Origin of the sequence: Mariprofundus ferrinatatus (assembly GCF_002795825.1) — a bacterium.
In the GTDB taxonomy this organism is placed as follows: Bacteria; Pseudomonadota; Zetaproteobacteria; order Mariprofundales; family Mariprofundaceae; genus Mariprofundus; species Mariprofundus ferrinatatus.
The window spans coordinates 1,861,902-1,885,676 of record NZ_CP018800.1 but is presented as its reverse complement, the minus strand read 5'-3'; the positions used below and the strand labels follow the sequence as shown (position 1 = coordinate 1,885,676).

The window sequence follows — 23,775 nt, the reverse complement described above, 5'->3', positions numbered from 1 at the left end:
GTAAGGACTACTTCCGGCCTCTTGTACGGCGTCGGTTTTGCCTGCGTCCGGGGTTTTCCGCATGTTTGAACGCTGGACGCCCACTCCTGTCGCTCCCCGCTGGAATCAGGTGGTCGGGTCCATTGCCGATCAGGTTGGAACGCCCCATTTTCTTAAGCATGTCACGAAGCAGCGGCCAGTTGGCGGGATCGTGATACCTGAGCAGCGCCTTGTGCAGCTCCCGCTGTTTTTTGCGCTTCGGCGTGAATACCTGTTCAGAGCTTCTGCTGATCTTGCGTAACGGGTTGCGGCCCGAATGGTACATGGCACTTGCCGTGGACATTGGCGATGGCAGGAATGCCTGCACCTGATCGGGCCTGAAATCGTTACGTTTAAGCCAGAGGGCGAGGTTCACCATGTCCTCATCACTGGTTCCGGGGTGTGCGGCAATAAAATAGGGGATCAGGAACTGTTTTTTGCCCGCTTTCTTCGAGTAGCGATCAAACATCTTTTTAAAGCGGTCAAAACTGCCGATGCCCGGTTTCATCATCTTGTTCAGTGGCCCATCTTCGGTGTGTTCAGGCGCAATCTTGAGATAACCGCCGACATGGTGGGTCACCAGCTCCTCAATATACTCGGGTGACTCCACCGCCAGATCGTAACGCAGTCCGGACGCGATAAAGATACGCTTGATGCCGGGAAGGGCGCGCGCTTTGCGGTAGAGGCGGATCAGCGGTGCATGGTCGGTGTTGAGGTTTTTGCAGATGCCCGGAAAAACACAGGAGGGCTTGCGGCATGCCGCCTCAATCTCGCGGGATTTGCAGGCCAGCCGGTACATATTGGCGGTTGGGCCTCCGAGGTCGGAGATGGTGCCGGCAAAGCCCGGGGTTTTGTCACGGATGTTCTCGATCTCCGTGAGGATTGAGTTTTCAGAACGGCTCTGAATGATGCGCCCCTCATGTTCGGTGATCGAACAGAAGGTGCAGCCACCGAAACAGCCGCGCATGATATTCACCGAATTTTTGATCATCTCGTAGGCCGGAATATGCATGCTGCCATAGGATGAATGTGGAGTCCGCGAATAGGGGAGGTCGAAGATGCTGTCGATCTCATTTGTGGTGAGCGGTATGGCTGGCGGATTGATCCAGACATCACGCTCGCCATGTTTCTGTACAATTGCGCGCGCATTACCCGGGTTGGTCTCCAGGTGCATCAGGCGGGAGGCATGCGCGTAAAGCACGGGATCCCCTTTGACCGCTTCGAACGAGGGCAGGCGGATGACGGTTTTTGAACGATCCAGCCGGATGTGGGAGATGGGAATGGTAACTTCATTCGCACCACTCTCTTCGATCTCAGTGGTTGGGCAGGCAACATCTGACATGGCATAGGGATTCGGGTGCGCGATCAGTTTTCCGGGAGTGTCGATTTCACTTGAGTCGACCTCAGACCAGTCGGGCGGGACTTCGCGCCGCATCACGGCAGTGCCGCGAATGTCGCCGATGGCAGTGATCTGTTCGCCGGAAGCCAGCCGGTGTGCTATCTCGATAATCTGCCGTTCACCATTGCCATAGACTAGAATGTCGGCCTTGGAGTCGGGCAGTACAGATCGGCGCACGTTATCTGACCAGTAGTCGTAATGGGCAATCCGGCGAAGGCTTGCCTCGATACTGCCAATAACAACCGGCACTCCCTTAAACGCTTCGCGGCAGCGCTGCGCATAGACCGTAACTGCGCGATCAGGTCGTTTGCCGGCCACGCCGTTCGGCGTATAGGCATCATCAGAGCGAATGCGCCGTTCAGATGTGTAGTGGTTGACCATCGAATCCATGTTGCCTGAGGTGACGCCGAAAAACAGATTTGGTTTGCCAAGCTGACGAAACGGATCTGCCGATTTCCAGTCGGGTTGAGAAATAATGCCGACACGGAATCCTTGAGCTTCCAGAATGCGGCCGATCACTGCCATGCCGAAGCTGGGGTGATCGATATAGGCATCGCCGGTAACAATAATGATATCGCAGCAATCCCAGCCAAGCGCATCCATTTCAACCCTGCTCATCGGCAGTTGCTGTGAAGCGGTGAGCTCAGGTCGGTGTTTCGGCCAGCTGTTCAGGGGGCGCGCTCCGGGAATGGGGATAGTGGTCATGGCCGCAGGCTAACAGCCAATCGCGATGGATGCTTATATTGGAAGTGAAGGGGCGTGTGGCGGCGTGCTGCTGTTCTCAGCTGCAGATCACTGTTTGCCGCAGCAGCGCTTGCTCTTCAGGCCGCTTCCACACGGGCATGGCGCATTTCTACCGACTTCACTGACACTGTAACTGCCGTCCAGATAGCGCCAGTGGCCATCAGCCTGTGCAAAGCGGCTGGTTTCGTGAAGCACCTTGATTTTGCCACCTTCGCGGAAGCCCGCGATAAATTCGACGCTGTTGTCTGAAGCTTTCACGATGGTGAGGCCAAGCCAGTCAGTTGAGGTTGGTGATACGCGAGATGGACGGGTTCTCGGGTGCCAGCTCTTATGCAGATAATCCCAGCAGCCGAGAACGTAGGCAGAGTAGCGCGAGCGCATCAATGCCTCGGGGTTTGGGGCAGTCGCACCTTGAATAATTGGTTCGCAACACTCGGCAAAAGCCCTGCCGCTACCGCAGGGGCATGTCTCCGTCTTAGCCATTGATCTCATCCGGATCGATGATATGGCGCACAATATCCTCTTCAGTGAAGTTCTCGCCGCATATCGTTTTTTTATGCAGTGATATGCCGGCCTCATGAACGGAGTTTCTGCTGCCTGAAATCAGGTGATGCCACTCGAAGAGGGGCTTTCCCTCATGCAGCAGGCGATAGGCGCAGCTTTCAGGAAGCCATGCATAATGGGCGTCACTGAGCTTGCGGATATTAATGCACTCGGGGATGAGTGCGGTACGGTTTGCGTAGTCAGTGCAGCGGCAGGTCGAGTCATTGAATAACCGGCAACGGATATCGGTATAGAGCACCTCTCCGCTATCTTCATCCTCAAACTTCCAGACACAGCAGCGGCCACAGCCGTCACAGAGGCTCTCCCACTCTTCACTGTTCATTTCCGATAACGTTTTTTCTTTCCAGAACATTGCGCCTTCACTCATTTTGCGAACCCTACCCACATTCCCCCACCCATAAAGCTTGTTGTTTGGTGCCGAAAAAGGCGGTTGTCAGCTGTGGCGGAATGGTTCTCTCAATGTGATATGCACCCGGATGGGGTTGACAAGGGTGGATTGGTGGCCAATATTGGCATTTGGTGGGGAATTGTGGGTAGGTGCTCCATTTCAGGGCGAGGGAGAGGAACAACGGCAATGTTTCAGGGTGAGTTCAGCAACAACATGGATGAGAAAGGGCGCGTCAGCATCCCTGCCGCCTTCCGTGATGTGTTGAAGAATTGCCATGCCGACGAGAAAATCATTATCACCCGCTCACACAATACGCCTTGCCTTATCGCCTATCCGACGCGTGAGTGGAAGCGCTTGCAGGTCGCGATCAAGGATATGCCGGCGAACCTCAAGCGCCATTTCATTCGTGCTGTAATTACGCCGTCCCAGATCTTTTCTCCGGACCGGCAGGGGCGCATTTTACTGGCAGGTGTGCTCAAGGAGCATGCATCACTTTCGCGCGAAGTACATTTTGCGGGAACTGGTGAGACATTCGAAATCTGGGATAAGAGCAGCTGGAGCAAGCAGGTCGAAGCGGCCCTTGTGGCTCTCCAGGATTTCGAGCTGGATATGTGATGTGGGCGACGACAACAGATATGCCGAACACATCCCCGTCCTTCGAGACGATTTTATCGAGGCGCTCTTTACCGACCCCGATGGCTGTTACGTGGACTGCACCTTCGGGCGAGGCGGCCACAGCCGGGAGTTGCTTGCCAGACTCTCCGAAAAAGGCCGACTGCTTGCCATCGACCGAGATCTTGAAGCTGTTGCAGAGGGAGAAAGGCTTGCAGCAGAGGATGCTCGCTTCACCATCGTGCATGCAGACTTTGCCAGTCTCGGCGAGACCCTCGATGAGTTGGGGTGGCTTCAGGTGAGCGGCATCGGCTTCGACCTCGGTGTCTCATCGCCGCAGGTGGATAGTGCCGAGCGCGGATTTTCATTTCAAAAGAGCGGCCCGCTTGATATGCGCATGGATCTATCTTCAGGCCAGCCATTGAGCGTGAAGCTTGCACATGTTTCTGAACGTGAACTGGCCGATATCATTTACCGCTACGGTGACGAGCGTTATTCGCGCCGCATTGCCAAGGCTATCCTCAGGGCGAGACACGACGGTGAATTGAATACGACCTCCGATCTTGAGAATATCTGTTTCCACTCCGTACCTAAGCAGGCGCGTCACAGTGGAGCCCATCCGGCCACACGTACCTTTCAGGCGCTACGCATCTGGGTGAATGCGGAGATGGAGCAGATTGATGCAGGTATCCAGGCAGCCGTGGATCATCTTGCTCCCGGTGGCCGTCTGGCGGTGATCTCATTTCACTCCGGCGAAGATCGACGCATCCGAAACCTTATTGATGCGCTGGTGCATCCCTGTACCTGTCCGCCTCAGATGCCGGTCTGTGTTTGTGGGAAAACCCCGTCCATGCGCTGGTTGCAGAAAAAGCCGGTTCGCCCGGGTGAGGCTGAAATTGCAGCCAATCCACGCAGTCGATCATCACTGATGCGTGTGGCTGAACGCATTTCGGAAGCTGAGGGTAAAAAGCTGGCTGGCTACAGCGGAAGGGTGCAGTGACGGGCTCCCTTCTGAGGCCGTGGCTATTGGTGCCTGTGTTGGCTGGCTCGCTCGCTGCCGGGCAGATTTGGCTTTCGCATCTTCGCTATGAGCTTTCACTGGAGACACAGAAATTAAACACTGAGAAGCAGGATGTGCTGAGTGAATCGGGCAAGCTTCGCCTCGAGTTGGCCAGTCTGACCCGACCTGAGCGCCTGCGTAAGCTGGCGCAGGAGAAGCTGGGCATGAAGCCGCCAGGTCCTGCACAGGTGGTTCATCCGTGAGTGACAAGCAGAAGGTGTATGTCCGCCGCCGCATCGAGGCGGTTGCAGGGCTGCTCGGCCTGGGGTTGCTGATGCTTGTGGTTCGTGCTGTGGACCTGCAGGTGTTGCAGGCTGATTACCTGACGTCACTTGCCGAAAAGCAGCATTATCGCCAGTACACAGCAGTTGCTCCTCGCGGACCAATTCTTGACAGCAAGGGTCGCACTCTGGCTGAGAGTATCGAAATACCATCTATTGCCGCTATGGCCGATGAGGTGCCGGAAGGGCGCGTAGGTGAGCTGGCCCGGGCTCTGGGTCTTTCCACATCAAAGGTGAAGCGGAAGCTGGAGAGGAGTCGTGGTTTTGTCTGGCTTGCCAGGCAGGTTCCCCCCTCAGTAGCAGACAAGGTCATGGCTCTGGATATTCCCGGCGTTCGCAGAGAGAGGGAGTGGCGTCGTTACCATCCGCTTGGCCCGGAGACCGGTCATCTGCTCGGCTTTGTCGGCGTGGATGGCAAAGGTCTTGAGGGTATTGAGCGAAGCTGGAACAAGGCGCTGACAGGAGAGGCGGGTATTCGCCAGGTGCGCCGTGATGCGCGCGGCCACTCCCTGCCGGATGGTGTCTGGGTGCGTGAGGCGACGGCAGGTGAATCGATCCAGCTTACAGTTGATGCATCAATCCAGAGTATCGCTTATGCGGCGCTGGCTGAAGGTGTGCGCAGCCAGAATGCCAAGGGCGGCTCCGTCGTTGTCATGAGGCCTTCTGATGGTGCTGTTCTCGCCATGGCCAACTGGCCGGGATATAACCCGAACAATTTCCGCCATTTTAAACCGGGGCAGTGGCGTAACCGTGCCGTAACCGACGTTTTTGAGCCGGGCTCGACCATGAAGCCTTTCTCTGTGGCTGCAGCGCTTGCATCGGGTAAATGGCAGCCTGATTCTATTGTCTATTGCGAGAAGGGGGCGATGCAGGTCGCTGACTACACGATCCATGATGACCATCCGGAAGGGTGGCTTGATCTTACCGGCATAGTGGTCAAGTCCAGCAATATCGGGGTGGCCAAGCTGGCGCTCGATATCGGCCCCGACCCTGTTTACGAGATGTTGAGGCGGGCTGGGTTTGGCCAGCGCAGTCACATGGGGCTGGGTGGAGAATCGCCTGGCATTGTCCTTCCCCCAGAGCGGTGGGGGCCAGTTGAGACAGCCAACATCGCCTTTGGCCAGGGTATCGCAGTAACGCCGTTGCAACTTGCAGCGGCCTTTTCCGTTTTAGCTAATGAGGGTTTGTACGTGGCGCCAAAGCTGCTCAAAAGCGGGGCGCCTGCTGCTGCTGAAGAGAATCACAGGGTGATGGATGCATCAGTGGCGCGACAGGTTGTGAGTATGCTTGAGTACGCCACCAGCGAGGACGGCACAGGCTCCAAGGCGGTGCCTGCAGGTTATCGCGTGGCGGGAAAAACCGGCACAGCCCAGAAGCCGGATGAGCACGGCCGCTACAGCAAGGGTAAATACACCGCCGTATTCGCAGGCCTGGCCCCTGTTGATAATCCGCAGCTGGTGATTGTGGTAGTGGTCGATGAGCCGCAGAAGAGTATGTATGGCGGCCAGGTTGCCGCGCCAGTCTTCCGGCATGTTGCAGAGAGTGCACTACCGTACCTTGGCGTTCCGGCCCAGATCAATAACCAGGGTCAGTGGCAGACCATCGAGGCAGCCGCTGAGCCGCCGGTCTTTGCTGCTGAAAGTGCTTACGGCATGTCGATGCGCGAAGTTCGCCGTTTTGCGGCTGAACGCGGACTGCGGCTGCATGTGCACGGTTCCGGCTGGGTGAGCCGGCAGAAGCCTGCTAACGTGGCAGCGCTCAGTAGCGGCGATGGCCTTGAGGTGTGGCTCAATGAGTAATCAGTGGCAACCGCATGCTGCGGAACTGGCTGAAGGGCTCTCGTTGATCGAGCTCTCAGACGGGCTTGGGCATCTCGATTTGGGCGACTCCGAGGATGTGATGGTTATGGGTGTTTGTGACGACTCCCGCCATGCCATGCCCGGTTACGCGATGCTCTGCCTGCCTCGCAGTGAGGGCAAGGCGACCCAGTTTGCAGAATCGGCAAAAGAGCAGGGGGCGATCGCTATCATCAGTGTCGGGGTTTCCGTTGATACTGATCTTCCCCACCTGCATCTTGAGTCAATTGCAGAGGCTGGCTTGTTGCTCCGCCGCATGTTTAAAACTGAACAGGCGTCGACCCATTTCTATGGCATTACCGGCACCGACGGGAAAACCAGTGTGGCCTGGATGTTGAGAGAGGCGCTGGCCAGATACCAGAGTGCACCTATATGGAGTAGCGGTACGCTGGGTTGGATGCGCAGTTCAAATAACATATGCGACATTGGCAATACCACGCCATCACTATTGACGATGCATGCCATGTTGAACGCGGCCTGTCAGGAGGGCGTTCATGCGGTTGTCTCGGAGATTTCATCACACGGTATAGCACAGGGTCGCATCGCAGGCCTGAACTTTAAAACGGCCATATGGACCAATATGGGGCATGATCATCTGCAGGACCATGGCGGTTATGAGCCTTATCTGGCAACCAAGGCCGGTTTTATAAGCGACTGCGCTGCGCATGGAGGCAGCGTGGTTGCCAACGCAGACCATGCCGATATTCGTGAGCGGGCTCCGGAGAGTACCAACTGGTACGGGCACGGGCTTGATCGTGATGATGTAAACCTGGGCTGGGAGCAGGAGTTGCCCGGATTGCTGCGCCTTAGCTGTGCTGGCGAAGAGGTGGTGATCGAAGATATCCCGATCGGTGATTTCCATGCCGAGAATGTCGCATGTGTGGCGCTGACACTGATGGTGTCGATGGGGATTGAGCTGCAGGCGTTGCCTGAACTGCTCACTGGCATTACCGCACCTCCGGGCCGCATGCAGGATGTGGCAGCCGGTTACGGTCAGGTCTTTATCGATTATGCACATACCCCTGAGGCACTGGAGCGCTGCCTGAAGGCGGCTCGCAAACTGGTGCGCAATCGCCTGATCGTCGTGTTTGGCTGCGGTGGTGAGCGAGACCGTGAAAAGCGCCCCCAGATGGGTGGCATTGCAGCCGAGTTTGCGGACGCGGTCTGGATCACGTCGGACAATCCGCGTGGTGAGCTTCCAGCTGTAATTGCCTCCGAAATCGAGGCGGGAATGGCTCAGCCTTATCGGGTGGAGCTGCACCTGCAGCTCGATCGAGAACAGGCAATTGCCGAGGCGGTAGAGGTCTTGGCAGAGGGCGACATTCTGGTCATCGCCGGCAAGGGGCATGAGGCATACATGGAGGTGTGTGGAAGGCGCATGCCATGGAGTGATGCCGAAGTGGCTGAGCGCTATCTGCACAGAAAACATCCGGGTTCTGGCTTTGATGGTGAAAGACTATGCGCCTGAGTGGAGTTGATATCATGACAGCTACCGGCGGCCGCTGGCATGGGTCTGTGCCTGAGATGGTCGCAGGCATTGCAACCGACAGCCGTAACTTCCAGCCGGGAGCCGCTTTCCTTGCCCTGCGCGGACCGAGTTTCGATGGACATGCATTTGGCGCATCGGTTGCAGATCGTGCGGTGGCGCTGATCGGTGACAGCGAGGGCGTTCCTCTCTGGGCCGACCTTGATATCAGTAAGCTTGAGGTGAAGGACACTCTGCAGGCGCTTGGCAATATTGCGCATGCATGGCGGTTGCGCCTTGAAAAAACAACGGTCATAGCGATTACCGGCTCATTCGGTAAAACCAGCCTGCGCTCCATTCTCGAGGCCGGCTTTACGGCGCTGGGATTCAACATCGCTGCGACCCGCGCCAATCTCAATAATCTGATCGGTGTGCCGCAGACGCTGCTTGCAGTGCCTGTTGAGGCCGAAATTGCCGTCATTGAGTGCGGGATAAGCGAAACCGGTGAAATGGCGCGCCTGGCTGCAATGGTGCAACCTGACATTGCGGTACTGACCGGCATAACGGGTGCCCACGCAGAGGGGCTTGGCGGCCTGTCCGGCGTAGTCAGCGAGAAGGCACTCCTGCTTGAGCACCTGAATGAGAATGGCTGGTGCGCACTGGGCGGGGGCGTGTCGGGCTTGCTCCGCTCGAACCGGATCAGCGCCCCTCTCAATGCAATTGATGTCGATCAAACGTCGGAAAGCGATGTTGTCTGCTGGCAGCTCGTCGGGCGTGAGTTGCTGATGTCATGGAGAGGCCAGGAAGCCTCGCTGCAACTGGCGCTGCCTGCTGCCCACTGGGCGTCAAACATTGCTTTTGCAGCATCCATTATGCTCCGTTATCTGGACAGTACCGGCCGAGAGGCTGAGCTCGCCAAGGTTGCAGACGCCATCTCCGGCTGGCAGCCGCCGGCTGGTCGCATGCAGCAGTGCGAAGGGGTAAACGGATGCCTGGTGCTTGATGACTGCTACAACGCCAATCCCACCTCCATGCAGGCCGCGATTAATACATTGCGTTCACTTGATGGCGGAAGAATTGCAGTGCTTGGTGATATGGGCGAGCTGGGGGAGGATTCTGATGCGGCACATGGCAGCATTAATCTTCAAGGCGTGGACCGCATCTATCTGATCGGCCCCCGTATGCAGGCGCTTGCAGCGATCCACCCTGAGGCCAGCTGGTTTGCCACATCCGATGAGGCCATTGCCGCACTTGCCAATGAAACGTTCGATGAGGGTGACACGGTGCTGGTCAAGGCATCACGCTCGATGCATCTGGAGTCGGTTGTGCAGCTGCTCTGCAGGGCGGAGGTGGCGCATGCTCTATAATCTTCTCTATCCGCTGGCTGACCAGTTCTCTATCTTCAATCTGTTCCAGTATATTACCTTCCGAACCGTGTATGCGCTGGTCACTTCACTGGCACTCTGCTGGATTCTCGGCCCCTGGTTTATCAATCGCCTGCGCGTGAATCAGGGTAAGGGGCAGCCGATTCGCAGTGACGGGCCGCAGACGCATCTGGTCAAGCAGGGAACACCAACCATGGGCGGCCTGCTGATCCTGCTGGTGATGACCATCGCCACGCTGCTATGGGCCGACCTCACCAACGGCTTTATCTGGCTGGCTCTGCTGGTGACGCTCGGCTATGGCCTGATCGGATTCCTGGATGACTATCTGAAGATCATGCGCCACAATCCGGACGGGCTTGCAGGGCGCTGGAAGCTGTTGCTGCAGTGCCTTTTTGGTGGGGTTGCGGCTGCCGGACTGATCATTATGACCGATCCGATTGTCGATATCCCGTTCTTCAATATGCAGTGGGATATGGGCTGGTTCTACGTGATCTTCGTCCTCTTCGTGTTAGTGGGGACCTCCAATGCGGTGAACCTGACCGATGGCCTCGATGGCCTGGCCGTGGCGCCAACATTCATGGTGGCAAGTGCACTGGCCGTTGTGGTCTACCTTGCCGGCCATGCCAAATTCGCCGCTTATCTGATGATCCCATTTGTACCCGGATCCGGAGAGCTGGCTGTATTCTGTGGCGCGCTCGTGGGCGGCTGCCTCGGGTTTCTCTGGTTCAACACCTATCCGGCACAGGTATTCATGGGCGATGTTGGCGCACTGGCGCTTGGCGGCGCACTCGGCTTCGTGGCATGTGCGGTTCACCAGCAGATTCTGCTGGCCATCGCCGGCGGTCTGTTTGTACTTGAGGCGGTCTCTGTGATGGTGCAGGTGGCCAGCTTCAAACTTACCGGTAAACGCGTGTTTCGCATGGCTCCGATTCATCACCACTATGAACTGAAAGGGTGGCCGGAGCCGAAGGTGATCGTCCGCTTCTGGATTATCTCGATACTACTGGCGCTGGTGGCGCTATCCACCCTGAAGATCCGATGAGTATGATGGAACAACATACAGGCAGTGACCACGATCGGCTGACCGCGGTGATTGGCATGGGTAAAACCGGGCAATCGGCGGCAGCTTTCCTGTTGCACCATGGCCTTGCCTGCGAAGCCTTTGATGAGAAACGGGTTGAAGTGCCCCGGGAACTTGATATGCCACTGCATATCGGAAAGCTGAAAGCGGCCGACCTGCAGCGTTTCTCGCGCATTATTGTCAGTCCTGGCGTCAACTGGAATCATCCGGCACTGGTCGAGGCACGAAACAGCGGTGTCCCGATGTACGGGGATCTTCAGCTGTTCGGTGAACAGTATCACGGCAACATTATTGCCGTGACCGGCACCAATGGTAAAACCACGACCGTGTCGTTGATCGGAACGCTGCTGGATACGCTACCTGGCGGCATCGAAGCGGGTGGAAATATCGGCACACCCATGCTGGATCTGCTGGGCGATGAAGAGCCGGCCAGAGTCGTGCTTGAGCTTTCCAGTTTTCAGCTGGAGCGCGCAGCTCCGATTCGTCCCCGCTGGGCCGCACTGTTGAATATTCAGCCGGATCATGCCGACATGCATGCTGATGCTGCTGCATACCGCGCTGCAAAACTACGCCTGTTTGCAAACCAGGGTGAAGGTGACAAGGCGATGCTTCCGTGTGATGTTGAATGGGATGCGCTGGCCGATGAGTTACGCGGGCGCGGTGTGTATGTGAGGCGTTTCGGTGTTGGCTATCCTGAAACGATGGACTGCGGCGTGCAGATGCTGCCAAACGGATCATGGCAGCTCTTTTGGCACCATTATGAGATTCCTGAGTTCATCTCTTCGGACGAGCTTCCCTCCAGGGGTGTTCACCAGCACCTGAACCTGGCCGTGGCAGCACAGGCCGCAACCGACTTCGGAGTCTCAATCAGCGTTGTTCGGCAGGCACTCACCTCATTCCGCGGTCTGCCACACCGTCTACAGTCGCTTGGTATTGTGGCTGGGCGCGAGTGGCTCAACGACTCTAAGGCGACCAATCCCGATGCGGCGATTGCAGCACTTAAATCATTTCACCAGGTGGTGTGGATTTGCGGAGGCCTAAGGAAGGGGCTGGATGTGTCGGTGCTTAAAGAGGCTGTTGCCAGCCATGTTGAGCACGTATACATCATCGGCAAGGATCCAAAGCCGTTCGTTGAGCTGGCAGACGCGGCTGGTGTTCCGGCCACATTCGCCAAAACAATGGAGCAGGCTGTGAAGCTGGCATCCAGGTCACAGGCCGGGCTTTCGGTGCTGCTTTCGCCAGCAGCTGCCAGCCAGGATCAGTTCGCGAATTATGCAGAACGGGGCAATGCATTTGTTAATGCGGTCAAGGCGCTGGAGGCGAAAGCATGAGTGCCAAGGGTGCAAAACATCTGCTGCCAGCAGATCCGATCCTCACCGGCTGCGTATTGGCACTGCTGAGTTTCAGTGTGCTGATGGTATACAGCACAAGCATCAGCGTGGCTGAGGTGCGTTATAATGATCCACTGCGTATCATCGGCCACTGGCTGGTCTATATTCCTGTTGGTCTCACAATCATGTGGCTGCTTTCGCGCGTGGAAGTAACCTGGTGGCGTGCGATTGCACTGCCGGTATTGGCAGTTGCCATTGTCATGATGGTCGCGGTGCTGGTGCCGGGTCTTGGGCGTGAAATAAATGGCGCCCAGCGCTGGTTCTCGCTGCTGGGGCTTACGCTGCAACCGGTTGAGTTGCTTAAGCCTGCCGTGGTGATCTACATGGCCTACTATATGGGCTCTTTCCCGGATCGTCTGAACAGTTTCTCAAGCGGGCTGGCACCGATGCTGGTAGTTCTGCTTGCCTCGTTGGCGCTGCTTCTTTTGCAGCCGGATTTCGGAAGCGCGGCACTACTCTCAGCTGTCTGTTTTGCCATGTGGTTTGTGGGCGGGGTACCAATACGCCACCTGGCTTTGTTAACCCTTACCTTTGTGCCGATGGCAGTCATTGTGCTGATCGCAGAGCCCTATCGCCTGAAACGTTTAACCAGCTTTCTTGAGCCGTGGAGTGATCCCTACGGAAGCGGCTATCAGTTAATCCAGTCGATGATTGCATTCGGAAGTGGCGGCGTGGTCGGTACCGGCGTGGGTCAGGGTGTGCAGAAGCTGTTCTATCTGCCTGAAGTGTTTACCGACTTTATCTCGGCCAGTATCGGTGAAGAGCTCGGGCTGGTCGGCATTGTGGCGTTGATCCTGCTCTTTTCACTGCTGCTTGGCCGCGGCATCTGGCTGGCTATCCAGTGCGAGGAGATGTTCCCCCGCCTGCTGGTGCTGGGTTGCGTCATGATTCTCGGTATTGCTTTCATTATTAACCTGGGTGCGGCCATGGGATTGCTGCCCACCAAGGGTATGCCGATGCCGTTTGTATCCTACGGTGGCAGTGCGTTGATAGGCGAGTGCGTACTCATCGGGCTCATCCTGTCAGTGCAGCGACACAGGCCCGGTAACATGCGCCTGCCGCGCAACCCGAAAGGCTCAAAACAGAAAAGCAGAAGCGCCTCGAACAACGGGCAGGAGCATTTCGCATGAGCCGCTCTGCCTTGCTATGTATTGCCGGTGGCGGAACCGGAGGGCATGTCATGCCTGCGCTGGCTCTGGCCGATGCTGCACGTACACGCTGGCCGGAGCTGAGGGTCTCATTTATCGGGGCCGAGCGAGGGCTGGAGGCGAAGTTGCTGCCGGAACGTGGTGAAGATGTGCTGCTGCTGGCCATGCACGGCGTCAAAGGCGCAGGTCTGTTGCAGCGTTTGCGTGCTGTGATCTGGGAGCTTCCCAAAGCGGTGGCGCAGATTCGCCGGTCGTGGCGGGATCGTCAGCCCGACCTGCTGGTCGGTGTCGGCGGTTATGCCAGCGTCTCCGGCGTGGTTGCGGCGCTGCTCAACAGGGTGCCGGTGGTTCTCTATGAACAGAACGCGATGCCAGGCCTGGTGAACAGGACGCTGGCCCGATTCTGCCGCCGTATCATGCTCGGCTTTAGCGAGGCATCTGAGCATCTGGGTGACAGCGTTGCCCGTTCCGTGACAGGCAATATCGTGCGTGACGAAATTGCGGCGGTGCAGTGGCAATCCCATACCCCTCCTTGCCTGCTGGTGATGGGCGGCTCGCAGGGAGCATTGGTGCTCAATCACAGTGTCCCTGAGGCGTGCGCCATGCTGGCGAAAGAGGGAAGGGAGTTCACCGTTGTTCATGTGGCAGGAAAGGATGAAGAGGCACGCAAGCAGGCTGCACGTATCTATGCGGATGCAGGCATCAAGGCGGATGTGCTGGGTTTCTGCGACGATATGGCCGGTTTTTATGCAAAAGGCGACCTGCTGATGGCACGAGCCGGGGCCATGAGCGTTACCGAAGCGGCCATCTGCGGCATGCCTTGCCTGTTCGTGCCACTGCCATCTGCAGCCGATGATCACCAGCGTTTCAACGCTGAAAGCCTGGCAGGTGCCGGCGGCGCAGGCGTACTGATTCAGGGTGCAATGACGAATGAGAGTCTGGCGGCTGATCTGGACGGCTTGCTGTTCGATCGCGACAGGCTTGCGAAGATGTCAGAAGCGGCCAGAGCATGGGCACCGCACGATGCAAGCAGCAGACAGCTGGATGTGCTGGCGGAGTTTTTGCCGCTGGCTGGAGATAAATCATGAAAATGCGTGTGCAGCATATCCACCTGATCGGTATCGGCGGTATCGGCATGAGCGGCATTGCCGAACTGTTATTCAATCAGGGTTTCAGTGTGCAGGGCAGCGACGTGGCCGAAAGTAACAATGTCAGGCGGCTGCGAAGCCTCGGTATTGCAGTTGCGATTGGTCATGCGGCAGAGAACCTCGGTGATGCGCAGGTGGTGGTGGTCAGCTCTGCAATCGACAAAACCAATCCGGAAATTGCTGCGGCGCACGCTGCCGGTATTCCCGTAATTCCACGTGCCGAGATGCTCGCCGAGTTGATGCGAATGAAGCAGGGGGTAGCTGTAGCCGGAAGTCATGGCAAGACAACGATGACGTCACTGATTGCACATGGCATGGAGGCTGCAGGCCTTGACCCGACCTATATTATCGGCGGTCGCCTGATCGCTACCGGTAGCAATGCCCGCCTCGGCGCCAGCGAGTGGCTGGTGGCAGAGGCTGACGAGAGCGATGGCTCCTTCCTTCGCCTCTCGCCAACTATCGCAGTGGTCAGCAATATCGATCCTGAGCATCTCGATCACTACGGTGACTTCGAAGCGCTGCTTGAGGCGTTCCACACCTTTGTCTCGCTGGTTCCATTCTACGGGCGTGTGGTGCTGCATCATGAGCATCCGTATGTGGCAGCACTGCGTGAGCGCCTGCACAAGCCTGTAACCACCTATGGCAGCAGCCCGCAGGCGGACCTGCATCTGATTGAGAGCAGCGCTGACAGCGAAGGGCAGGTTTTCCGGGCGGCGCATCGCGAACTGGGCGATCTGGGCCAGTTCAGGCTGCCGATGCCGGGTCGCCATAATGCCGAGAATGCACTGGCAGCCATTGCAGTCATGCTCGATCTTGGCATTGAAATCGACACGATTCGTGCATCACTTGCCACATTTGAGGGCATTCAGCGCCGCTTCCAGCGTACCCGTGTCGGTGAAGGCGTACTGGTGGATGACTATGCCCACCACCCCAAAGAGGTGATGGCTACCCTGGCAGCGGCACGCGACTGCTGGCCGGAGAGACATCTGAGTGTGATCTTCCAGCCGCACCGGTTCACGCGTACCCGCGACCTGATGGATGAATTTATGGGCTCCTTCGATGCCGCCAACAATGTGGCTCTGTTGCCGATCTATGCGGCAAGCGAGGCTGAGATCGAGGGGGTTAGCAGTCAGCGAATGCTTGAAGGCATGGTTGCGCGCGGGCATCGCGGTGTTTCTCTCGCGAATGATCTGGCAGAAGCGCACGCACTGGCCTCGCAGGCGCTTGCGCGCGGTGATGTCGTGTTATTGATGGGGGCGGGTTCAATCGGAACGCTGGCGCAACAGATGCGCGAGGAGAATGGCGCATGATCCCCTCGCAGGCGGAAACAGACGATGCGTGGCACATGCCGCTGGCAGCGCTCGGCTCGCTTCGTGAAGGCGAGTCGATGGCAAGGCACACGACGCTCGGCGTCGGCGGTCCTGCGCGCTGGTTTTTCAGGCCGGCCAACCGTGCGGCGCTTGTCAGAGCCATGCAGCTCTGTCCGGCAGAGATTGGGATTCTTCCGCTGGGGCGCGGCAGCAACATGCTGGTGCCCGATATCGGCATCTATGCACTTGTGGTGGACCTTAGTGAGCTCAACGAACTCTATCTGGAGGGGTGCATGGTGCGCGCAGAGGCGGGTGTGCGCATGAGCCGCTTTGCCCGCCAGTGTGCCGAGCATGGTCTTTCCGGTTGCGAATTTATGGCAACCGTACCGGGCGATATCGGTGGTGGTGTGGTGATGAATGCCGGATGCTTCTCTCAGCAGGTATCGGATACATTGAAAAGCGTTGATGTGATGCTGCGCAGCGGTGAGATGGTCGAGTTCGATGCCGATGAGCTTGAGATGAGTTACCGCCATGTCGAACTGCCGAACCAGAGTATTGTCGTCAGTGCAAGTTTTGAGCTGCGTCCGGACAGTCCGGATCAGATTCGCGAGCGCATGCGTACCATGCGTAGCCGCCGCAGCTCCACACAGCCGTTGGCGCAGCCCAACTGCGGATCGGTGTTCAAGAATCCTGAGGGGGATCATGCCGCCCGATTGATTGAGGCGGCAGGGCTCAAAGGATTTTCCATCGGAGGTGCCCGTATCTCCAGCCAGCATGCCAACTTTATTGTCAATGAGGGTGAAGCGAGCAGTGCCGATATCGTCGAGCTTATCCGGCGTGCACAGCGCGTGGTGAAAGAGAAATTCGAGATCGAACTGGAGCCGGAAGTGCGCATGGTGGGAGAGTGGATGTGAATATGTCGCGATTCGGCCGTGTTGGTGTACTAATGGGCGGCGTCTCTTCTGAGCGTGAAATTTCGCTTCGCTCAGGCCATGCTGTACTTAAAGCACTGCAGCATGCCGGTGTGGATGCCGTGGCTGTTGATCTGCAGCGCGACTGGAGCAGAAATATTGAGCAGGCAGGTATTCACTCTGCCTTTAACCTTCTACATGGCACGTTGGGCGAAGATGGTTGCGTGCAGGGAATGCTTGAGGTGATGGGGATCCCCTATACCGGTTCGGGGGTGATGGCCTCGGCGCTATGCATGAACAAGTTACTCAGCAAGCAGTTGCTCAGCAGCGCCGGTATTAAGGTGCCGTTGGATATCGCCATCAACGAAAACGGACCTTTGCGCTATCCGGTGTTCCTCAAGCCAGTATCGGAGGGCTCCAGTATTGGGCTGCACCTGCTCGAGTCGAAAGCGCAGTGGCTGGAGCTTAATATTCATGGCTCCGAGAGCTGGATGGCCGAAATGCCAGTGAATGGCGTGGAGATTGCCGTGTCGGTGCTTGACGGCAGGGCGCTGCCGCCTGTCGAGGTATCCCCGAAATCGGGTGTCTATGACTACACATCTAAATATACCGCTGGCGCCACTGAATACTTCTGTCCTGCCAGGCTGCCGGCTGAAACCGTTCGTTACTGCATGCAGCGCGCCGAAGAGGCGGTTGCCGCACTGCACTGCAAGGGTGCGCCACGCGTGGACATGATCGTTGATGGCGGTGGTGAGCCGCTCGTGCTGGAGATCAATACGCTGCCCGGCATGACTGAGACCAGCCTGCTGCCCAAGTCAGCCGCTGCTGCCGGCATCAGTTTCGAAGATCTCTGCCTGCGTATTCTGGCAACCGCATCGCTGGAGAACGGTGGTCTGATGGGGGGTGGAAGATGAGCAGCAGTCGTAGCAACCATCGCCGTGTTGACCCCGAGTTGATGAAGGCGCGTCGCATGCGTCTGATCTCCCGTATCGGAAAGATGTTTCTGTTCGCAGGCCTGACCACTGCAACGCTGGCTACCGGCTGGTGGCTCAATGGACAGATGAGCGTGACCAGTTGGAAGATCGAAGGAGAGATGGAACTGAAGAGGGCAATTGCAGAGCAGCTGGAAGCGATGGAGAACCGCGATTTCCTGCATACCCGGCCTGACCTGTTGCGGGCGACATGGATGCAGCAGCAGCCGGATCTGGCAGCAGTGGAGATCACGCGCGTATTGCCTGATGCCCTGCATATACGGGCTATCAAGCGGGTTCCGGTGGCGCTCTGGCAGGATGAGAAGGGCGAACTGCAGCTGATTGATGAGAAAGGAAGTGCTTATCGGGCATTGCGCCGCGGAGAGTCGCCAGACCTGCCTCTGCTGCGTGTAGCCAGGGATGAGCTGAATGGCGCACATAAGCTGCTTGGGCTGTTGGCCAAACATGAGTCCAGCACACTCACTTCACTGAGTGAAATCAGAGCGGGAAGCACCTTCTGGCAGATATATTTTTCGAAGGGCGTGACATGGAAGTTGCCGTTCGGTGAAGAGCGGGGCTCGCTTGCACAGCTTTCTACGCTGTTACAGCAGCCACGCTGGCGTAACCGGAACTGGCAGATCGATGCGCGTCTGCAGACGCGCTGGTACATCCGGCCAGCCAGATATGGGGGAGTGATCTAATGTTGAAGCATGATCAGCTACTGGTGGGGCTCGATATCGGCACAAGCAAGATTGCCTGTGTCGTAGCCGAGTCATCGCCGGACGGAAAAGTGGATGTCATCGGAATCGGCACACATCCGTCCAGAGGATTGAAAAAGGGCGTGGTCGTCAATATCGAAAGTACTGTGGAATCGATCAGGCTTGCTGTTGAAGAGGCTGAACTGATGGCCGGCGTCGACATACAGTCTGTTTTTACTGGCATTGCCGGCAGCCATATCCGCGGCTACAACAGCCACGGAGTTGTGGCGACCAAGAACGGTGAAGTGACACAGGAGGATGTGGATCGCGTGGTGGATGCGGCGCGAGCCATGAATATCCCTGCCGATCAGAAGATCCTCCATATCCTGCCGCAGGAGTACATTATCGACAGTCAGGACGGCATCCGTGAGCCGATCGGCATGAGCGGCGTGCGTCTGGAGGCGAAGGTGCACGTGGTCACAGGTGCGGTTTCTTCGGCCCAGAATATCGTTAAATGCTGCAATCGCTGCGATCTGGATGTCTCAGACATGGTACTCGAGCAGGTAGCCTCATCCGAGGCGGTACTGATGCAGGATGAGAAGGATATTGGCGTGGTACTGGTCGATATCGGCGGCGGCACCACCGATATCGCGATCTTTCTGAACGGTTCTATTCGGCACACTCACGTGATTCCGATCGGCGGCGATCACCTGACCAACGATCTGGTGATTGGACTACGCACCAGCGCACGCGAGGCGGATCAGCTCAAGCGCAAATACGGCGCGTGCATGACCACGCTCGTGCCGCCGGAAGACCAGATTGAGATCCCCAGCGTCGGCGGGCGGGCTCCACGGCCGATGCCGAGGCAGGTGATGGCACAGATTCTCGAGCCGCGCGTCGAAGAGCTGTTCGAGATGATCAAGGATGAACTGCAGCGCTCCGGTTTCCAGGAGCTGGTGGCTGCAGGCATGGTGCTGACGGGTGGCTCATCGCTGCTCGAAGGCATGGTTGAACTGGCGGAGGACATTTTCGACATCCCTGTGCGGTTGGGACGCCCGCAGGGAGTTGGTGGACTGGTGGATGTGGTATCCAGTCCGATGTACGCAACCGGTGTAGGGCTGATTCTGTACGGGCATCGCTACCGTCAGGGTCCGCAAAAACTGAGAGCGACAGACCGGAATATCTTCGGGCGCGTATGGAAGCGCATGCGAAGCTGGTTTGGCGATACAGCTTAAAAGGGAAACAGTAACAAAGAGAAGAAACACAAAACACAAAACACAAACGGAAAATATAAGGGAACTGGAGGACCAAACAATGGCAACACTTTTTACATTTGAAGATACATCGGCCCAATCGGCCAACATTAAAGTTATCGGTGTCGGCGGCGGCGGCGGTAACGCTTTGAACAACATGATTACCCAGAAGCTGCGCGGTGTTGAGTTTATTGTCGCCAATACCGATGCCCAGGCAATCGAGCGCAACGATGCTGACATCAAGCTGCAGCTTGGTGCAGATATCACCCGCGGCCTTGGCGCCGGCGCCAACCCCCAGATCGGTCGTGAAGCGGCTGCTGCTGAGAAAGACCGCCTGCGCGAATTCATGCAGGACACTGATATGGTCTTTATCACCGCCGGCATGGGTGGTGGTACAGGAACCGGTGCTGCACCGGTGATTGCAGAAGTGGCCCGTGAGATGGGCGTGCTGACCGTGGCGGTTGTAACCAAACCGTTCAACTTCGAGGGCCGTCGCCGTATGCGCCAGGCAGATGCAGGTATTGCAGAGCTGCGCAAATATGTCGACACCCTGATCACCATTCCTAACCAGAAGCTGATCGGTGCCGTAGGCAAGAATACCAGTATGCTGGAAGCATTCCGCAAGGCAGATGATGTGCTGCTGCAGGCAGTGCGCGGCATTGCCGAGCTGATTACCCATACCGGTTACATGAACGTCGACTTTGCCGATGTGAAGGCAGTAATGAGCGAGACTCGCGGTGTGGCGATGATGGGTTCGGGCGTGGCAACGGGCGAGAGTCGTGCCATGGAAGCCGCCGAACGCGCCATCTCTTCCCCTCTGCTTGAGGATATCGATATTCACGGTGCGCAGGGAATTCTGGTGAATGTGACCGGCAACGAGGATATGACCCTGGCCGAGTATGACGAAGCTGTATCGATCATTCACAACATGGCCGATGAAGATGCCAATATCATCTGCGGTATGGTATACGATAAGGATGCCGGCGAAGAGGTACGTGTAACCGTCGTGGCAACAGGTCTATCGGGCGAATCTCAGCTTCACCTGGCCACATCCGATATGAAACCGGAGAGCGTAAAGCTTCCGCAGATTCCTGCAGCACAGATCGGCGTGGTGCAAACAGCTCCGGTAGCGGCCAAGGTGACAACAAGTGGCCAGCCGCAGCCAAAACCGTTCGGCAATATCGACTTCAACGATGACGAATTTGCCGTGCCAACCTTCCTGCGCAGGCAGGCCGATTAAGCGGCCTGACAGGGTAGAATATTTGGCTTTTACGGTTTTTATGGCAGGGTTACGCGTTTGTTAAATGGCAGCAATGTTGTCGATAGTGGAATTGTGGGTTAAATCACATTGAATTTCAGCTATTTACATAGAGTTGCCGCCGATGATGTTCAAGCCATTGACGTCATACAAATGCTATGCCCATCACGGAAGGAGGCATAAATGATTGCACAGAGGACGCTGGATCATTCGATTCGCTGCAGTGGCATCGGTCTGCACTCCGGCCGCAAAATCAATCTGGTTTTGCATCCGGCAGACGAAGACACTGGTATCACGTTCGTTCGATCCGATCTCGGAGTTGAGATTCCGGCCAAGGCCGATTTCGTCACCGATACGCGTCTCTGCACAACCATCGGCCATGATGGTGCTCAGATCTCCACGATCGAGCATCTGCTTTCCGCATTTGCAGGGCTGGGCGTGGATAACGCCCGCATTGAAGTCAGTGGTCCAGAAGTTCCCATTATGGATGGATCATCCGCTCCGTTTGTGTTTCTGATTCAGTGCGCCGGTATCCGCGAACAGTCCAAGGCAAAGAAGGTCCTGCGAGTCCTGAAACGTGTAGAAGTTGAAGAGGGCGACAAACGTTGCGCGCTCTACCCTGCAGGCGGCTTTAAGATCAGCTACCTGCTCGATTATGATCATCCCCTGCTGCGCAAGCGCAAGGTATCGATCAATTTCGCCCACCAGGCCTATACCCGTGAAATTTCCCGCGCCCGCACCTTCGGCTTCCTGCATGAGGTTGAGGCGCTGCAGAAAGCGGGGTTGGCACTGGGCGGTTCGCTTGAGAATGCCATCGTGCTCGATACCCATCGTGTCGTAAACGAGGGGGGGCTGCGCTATGAAGATGAGTGCGTCCGCCACAAGATTCTCGATACGCTGGGGGATCTCTCCCTTTCAGGTTATCCGATTGTCGGTGCCTTCGAGGGCGAGTTGACCGGGCACGATATGAACCACAAGCTGGTAACAGCCATGCTTGCCGATCCTTCGAACTTCCGTATCGAAGAGTTGGTGGCGGAAGATGCTGCCGCTGAAGAGGCTGCAGGCGAAGCCCAGCACGCTTAACCTCCAACATCCGAATAATTTCTGTGTTTTGACTGGCCGGGCTTCCCTCCCGGCCTTTTTTATTCTATTTCGGCATTTGTTTCAGCCGGTTTCGTGGAGCCTTGCTCCGGTTCGTCAAATGCATATATACCCTGCATTGAAACCACTAACATTTGACCGGCAGTCACTTTGGCCTAATAGTGGCTAAGTAACTTTATTCAGGAGATAGATATGGCTAAAGGCTTAATGGACTTCGCCGCAGAGGCAAAAGCAAAGGTGAGTGAAATTTCTACCGACGAGGTCGATGCGCTCATGGGGAATAGTGCCCTCTTACTTCTTGATGTTCGTGAGCCTGGAGAGGTTCGCGAGGGCCACATACCTGGAGCAATTAATGTTCCGCGCGGCCTGCTTGAGGCAAAAGCTGACTTAACCTATCCGCATCGTGAGCCGACACTGGAAGACCGGGATCAGTGCGTGGTTGTCTATTGTGCAAGTGGTGTGCGCAGCCTGCTGGCTGCTGCTACGCTTCAGGAAATGGGTTTTTCCGACGTAGCATCTATGGCTGGTGGATTTGCTGCATGGGAAGCGGAAGGGCATGAAGTTGTTACTGAATCGTGGTGACGGGCAATGACAGGTTGTTTAAGGCTGTTCCGTTGATCGCTGAAAATTCATTCCGGTTGGAGCGAAAGTCGATTCGAGTGTAGGGGCAGCAGACTGGAAATGCGCCGCCCGAGCCGGACATATCCGCAACGCGCGTCATCCTGCTGCCGCTGCTTCCTTCCGGACCTGACGGGGTTCACAGGGGTTCACCGTGCGGGGCCCGACCCGGGCGACACCTTGGTTCCACATGCTGTGGAAACGGGTGAAAACTGGCGGAGAGAGAGGGATTCGAACCCTCGGTACTCCGTTCAGAGTACACACGCTTTCCAGGCGTGCTCCTTCAACCACTCGGACATCTCTCCAGTTTTCCATGCGGAGCTTCCCGCAAGGGCGGCGGATGTTAGGGGCTTAGGTGGCTGATCGCAAGGGATTAGGCACGTAATATTCCGAGGCTGCATTTCGGGCCTTCAGGCAGGCCGGAGAATGGTGGTGATCCACTTGCCGATCTGTTTGATCTCATCAAGACAGACACTGTGTTGCATCGGATAACTGTGCCATTCGATCTTGCAGCCTGCAGCAGCAAGTTTGCGTCGAGAGTTGTCACCCAGTGTATAGGAGACAACGGGATCGTGGATGCCGTGCGCCATGAAAATCGGTGTGGAGATAGCCTCGGGTTTGAGTTTTTCGATCTCATGAGGAAGGAGCAGGTAACCTGAGAGTGCCATGATGCCGGCAAGGGGTTCACTCTGCCGCAGTCCGACATGCAGGCTCATGGCTGCTCCCTGCGAGAAACCGGCAAGGATAATGCGACTGGCCTTGATGCCGCGCACCTGTTCCCTCTCGATCAGCATGCGTATATCGGCTGTGGAGGCCTTGATTCCTTCACGATCATGCTCGATGCCGAGGTCGGTCTGCTTGATGTCGTACCATGCCGGCATGATATAACCGCCGTTGAGCGTAACCGGCATGGAGGGCGCATGCGGAAAGATAAAGCGAACGGCAAGGTCGGCCGGCAGCCCGAGCTGCGGCACAATCGGTTCGAAGTCGTGGCCGTCGGCACCGAGGCCGTGCAACCAGATGACGGCGGCATCCGGACTGGGGCCGGTCTCGACCTTGATATGGGGAAGGGTGTGCAGGACCATGGGCATATCATGTACGATTTCTTTTCGCTT

22 protein-coding genes, 1 tRNA gene and 1 other RNA gene are annotated in these 23,775 nt (G+C 57.0%); 18 read left to right on the top strand and 6 right to left on the bottom strand.

Annotated features, from left to right (window positions below; all coding sequences use genetic code 11):
* Positions 1 to 7: 7 nt before the first annotated feature.
* The 3 genes from Ga0123462_RS09170 to Ga0123462_RS09160 all read right to left on the bottom strand — a co-directional run bounded on the left by Ga0123462_RS09170 (position 8) and on the right by Ga0123462_RS09160 (position 3,092).
* Positions 8 to 2,122: a YgiQ family radical SAM protein gene (locus Ga0123462_RS09170; protein ID WP_100266020.1), complete on the bottom strand. Its 2,115-nt coding sequence runs from the start codon at positions 2,120 to 2,122 to the stop codon at positions 8 to 10.
* Positions 2,123 to 2,209: 87 nt separating this feature from the next.
* Positions 2,210 to 2,644 carry a YchJ family protein gene (locus Ga0123462_RS09165; RefSeq protein WP_100266019.1) on the bottom strand — a complete coding sequence of 145 codons (435 nt, stop codon included), beginning with the start codon at positions 2,642 to 2,644 and terminating at the stop codon, positions 2,210 to 2,212.
* The gene (locus Ga0123462_RS09160; protein WP_232726433.1) at positions 2,637 to 3,092 is read right to left on the bottom strand and encodes a YcgN family cysteine cluster protein; all 456 of its coding nucleotides are present in this window, start codon (positions 3,090 to 3,092) and stop codon (positions 2,637 to 2,639) included. The genes Ga0123462_RS09165 and Ga0123462_RS09160 overlap by 8 nt, the downstream gene beginning before the upstream one ends.
* A 207-nt stretch (positions 3,093 to 3,299) precedes the next feature.
* Here Ga0123462_RS09160 and Ga0123462_RS09155 point away from each other — a divergent pair, with 207 nt between their 5' ends.
* The 18 genes from Ga0123462_RS09155 (at position 3,300) to Ga0123462_RS09070 (ending at position 22,624) form a co-directional block, all read left to right on the top strand.
* On the top strand, positions 3,300 to 3,728 hold the full coding sequence (locus tag Ga0123462_RS09155) for a division/cell wall cluster transcriptional repressor MraZ (RefSeq protein WP_100266017.1): 429 nt from the start codon (positions 3,300 to 3,302) through the stop codon (positions 3,726 to 3,728).
* A gap of 1 nt (position 3,729) precedes the next feature.
* The gene (gene rsmH, locus Ga0123462_RS09150) at positions 3,730 to 4,725 is read left to right on the top strand and encodes a 16S rRNA (cytosine(1402)-N(4))-methyltransferase RsmH (protein WP_100266016.1); all 996 of its coding nucleotides are present in this window, start codon (positions 3,730 to 3,732) and stop codon (positions 4,723 to 4,725) included.
* Entirely contained in the window at positions 4,722 to 4,988 is a 267-nt protein-coding gene (ftsL, locus tag Ga0123462_RS09145) for a cell division protein FtsL (protein WP_100266015.1), read from the top strand. The genes rsmH and ftsL overlap by 4 nt, the downstream gene beginning before the upstream one ends.
* Positions 4,985 to 6,865 (top strand): penicillin-binding transpeptidase domain-containing protein, encoded by a 1,881-nt coding sequence (locus tag Ga0123462_RS09140; protein ID WP_100266014.1) that lies wholly within the window; start codon positions 4,985 to 4,987, stop codon positions 6,863 to 6,865. Before ftsL ends, Ga0123462_RS09140 begins: the two co-directional genes overlap by 4 nt.
* Positions 6,858 to 8,390 carry a Mur ligase family protein gene (locus tag Ga0123462_RS09135; RefSeq protein WP_100266013.1) on the top strand — a complete coding sequence of 511 codons (1,533 nt, stop codon included), beginning with the start codon at positions 6,858 to 6,860 and terminating at the stop codon, positions 8,388 to 8,390. The genes Ga0123462_RS09140 and Ga0123462_RS09135 overlap by 8 nt, the downstream gene beginning before the upstream one ends.
* Complete coding sequence (locus tag Ga0123462_RS09130) at positions 8,381 to 9,754, top strand: UDP-N-acetylmuramoyl-tripeptide--D-alanyl-D-alanine ligase (protein ID WP_100266012.1); 1,374 nt, start codon at positions 8,381 to 8,383, stop codon at positions 9,752 to 9,754. The genes Ga0123462_RS09135 and Ga0123462_RS09130 overlap by 10 nt, the downstream gene beginning before the upstream one ends.
* The gene (mraY, locus tag Ga0123462_RS09125) at positions 9,744 to 10,814 is read left to right on the top strand and encodes a phospho-N-acetylmuramoyl-pentapeptide-transferase (protein ID WP_100266011.1); all 1,071 of its coding nucleotides are present in this window, start codon (positions 9,744 to 9,746) and stop codon (positions 10,812 to 10,814) included. Before Ga0123462_RS09130 ends, mraY begins: the two co-directional genes overlap by 11 nt.
* Complete coding sequence (murD, locus tag Ga0123462_RS09120; protein ID WP_232726432.1) at positions 10,727 to 12,184, top strand: UDP-N-acetylmuramoyl-L-alanine--D-glutamate ligase; 1,458 nt, start codon at positions 10,727 to 10,729, stop codon at positions 12,182 to 12,184. Before mraY ends, murD begins: the two co-directional genes overlap by 88 nt.
* Positions 12,181 to 13,374, top strand: a complete 1,194-nt coding sequence (ftsW, locus tag Ga0123462_RS09115) for a putative lipid II flippase FtsW (protein WP_100266010.1) — start codon at positions 12,181 to 12,183, stop codon at positions 13,372 to 13,374. Before murD ends, ftsW begins: the two co-directional genes overlap by 4 nt.
* Positions 13,371 to 14,480, top strand: a complete 1,110-nt coding sequence (murG, locus tag Ga0123462_RS09110) for an undecaprenyldiphospho-muramoylpentapeptide beta-N-acetylglucosaminyltransferase (protein ID WP_100266009.1) — start codon at positions 13,371 to 13,373, stop codon at positions 14,478 to 14,480. The genes ftsW and murG overlap by 4 nt, the downstream gene beginning before the upstream one ends.
* Entirely contained in the window at positions 14,477 to 15,850 is a 1,374-nt protein-coding gene (murC, locus tag Ga0123462_RS09105) for a UDP-N-acetylmuramate--L-alanine ligase (protein WP_100266008.1), read from the top strand. The genes murG and murC overlap by 4 nt, the downstream gene beginning before the upstream one ends.
* Entirely contained in the window at positions 15,847 to 16,764 is a 918-nt protein-coding gene (gene murB, locus Ga0123462_RS09100) for a UDP-N-acetylmuramate dehydrogenase (RefSeq protein ID WP_232726431.1), read from the top strand. Before murC ends, murB begins: the two co-directional genes overlap by 4 nt.
* A gap of 2 nt (positions 16,765 to 16,766) precedes the next feature.
* The gene (locus tag Ga0123462_RS09095; protein WP_100266007.1) at positions 16,767 to 17,675 is read left to right on the top strand and encodes a D-alanine--D-alanine ligase; all 909 of its coding nucleotides are present in this window, start codon (positions 16,767 to 16,769) and stop codon (positions 17,673 to 17,675) included.
* Positions 17,672 to 18,433, top strand: coding sequence for a cell division protein FtsQ/DivIB (locus Ga0123462_RS09090; RefSeq protein WP_100266006.1), 762 nt, complete (start codon positions 17,672 to 17,674; stop codon positions 18,431 to 18,433). Before Ga0123462_RS09095 ends, Ga0123462_RS09090 begins: the two co-directional genes overlap by 4 nt.
* The gene (gene ftsA, locus Ga0123462_RS09085; protein ID WP_100266005.1) at positions 18,433 to 19,665 is read left to right on the top strand and encodes a cell division protein FtsA; all 1,233 of its coding nucleotides are present in this window, start codon (positions 18,433 to 18,435) and stop codon (positions 19,663 to 19,665) included. The genes Ga0123462_RS09090 and ftsA overlap by 1 nt, the downstream gene beginning before the upstream one ends.
* Before the next feature lie 79 nt (positions 19,666 to 19,744).
* Positions 19,745 to 20,923, top strand: coding sequence for a cell division protein FtsZ (ftsZ, locus tag Ga0123462_RS09080; RefSeq protein WP_100266004.1), 1,179 nt, complete (start codon positions 19,745 to 19,747; stop codon positions 20,921 to 20,923).
* Between the two features lie 201 nt (positions 20,924 to 21,124).
* Entirely contained in the window at positions 21,125 to 22,024 is a 900-nt protein-coding gene (gene lpxC, locus Ga0123462_RS09075) for a UDP-3-O-acyl-N-acetylglucosamine deacetylase (RefSeq protein WP_100266003.1), read from the top strand.
* A gap of 210 nt (positions 22,025 to 22,234) precedes the next feature.
* Entirely contained in the window at positions 22,235 to 22,624 is a 390-nt protein-coding gene (locus Ga0123462_RS09070) for a rhodanese-like domain-containing protein (protein WP_100266002.1), read from the top strand.
* A gap of 108 nt (positions 22,625 to 22,732) precedes the next feature.
* Here Ga0123462_RS09070 and ffs read toward each other — a convergent pair.
* The 3 genes from ffs to Ga0123462_RS09055 all read right to left on the bottom strand — a co-directional run bounded on the left by ffs (position 22,733) and on the right by Ga0123462_RS09055 (position 23,745).
* An RNA gene (ffs, locus tag Ga0123462_RS09065) (signal recognition particle sRNA small type) lies at positions 22,733 to 22,829 on the bottom strand.
* Positions 22,830 to 22,873: 44 nt separating this feature from the next.
* Positions 22,874 to 22,965 (bottom strand) — tRNA-Ser (locus Ga0123462_RS09060).
* A 105-nt stretch (positions 22,966 to 23,070) separates the two neighbouring features.
* A complete protein-coding gene (locus Ga0123462_RS09055; protein WP_100266001.1) occupies positions 23,071 to 23,745 on the bottom strand; it encodes an alpha/beta hydrolase in 675 nt (224 codons plus the stop codon).
* Positions 23,746 to 23,775: the final 30 nt, after the last annotated feature.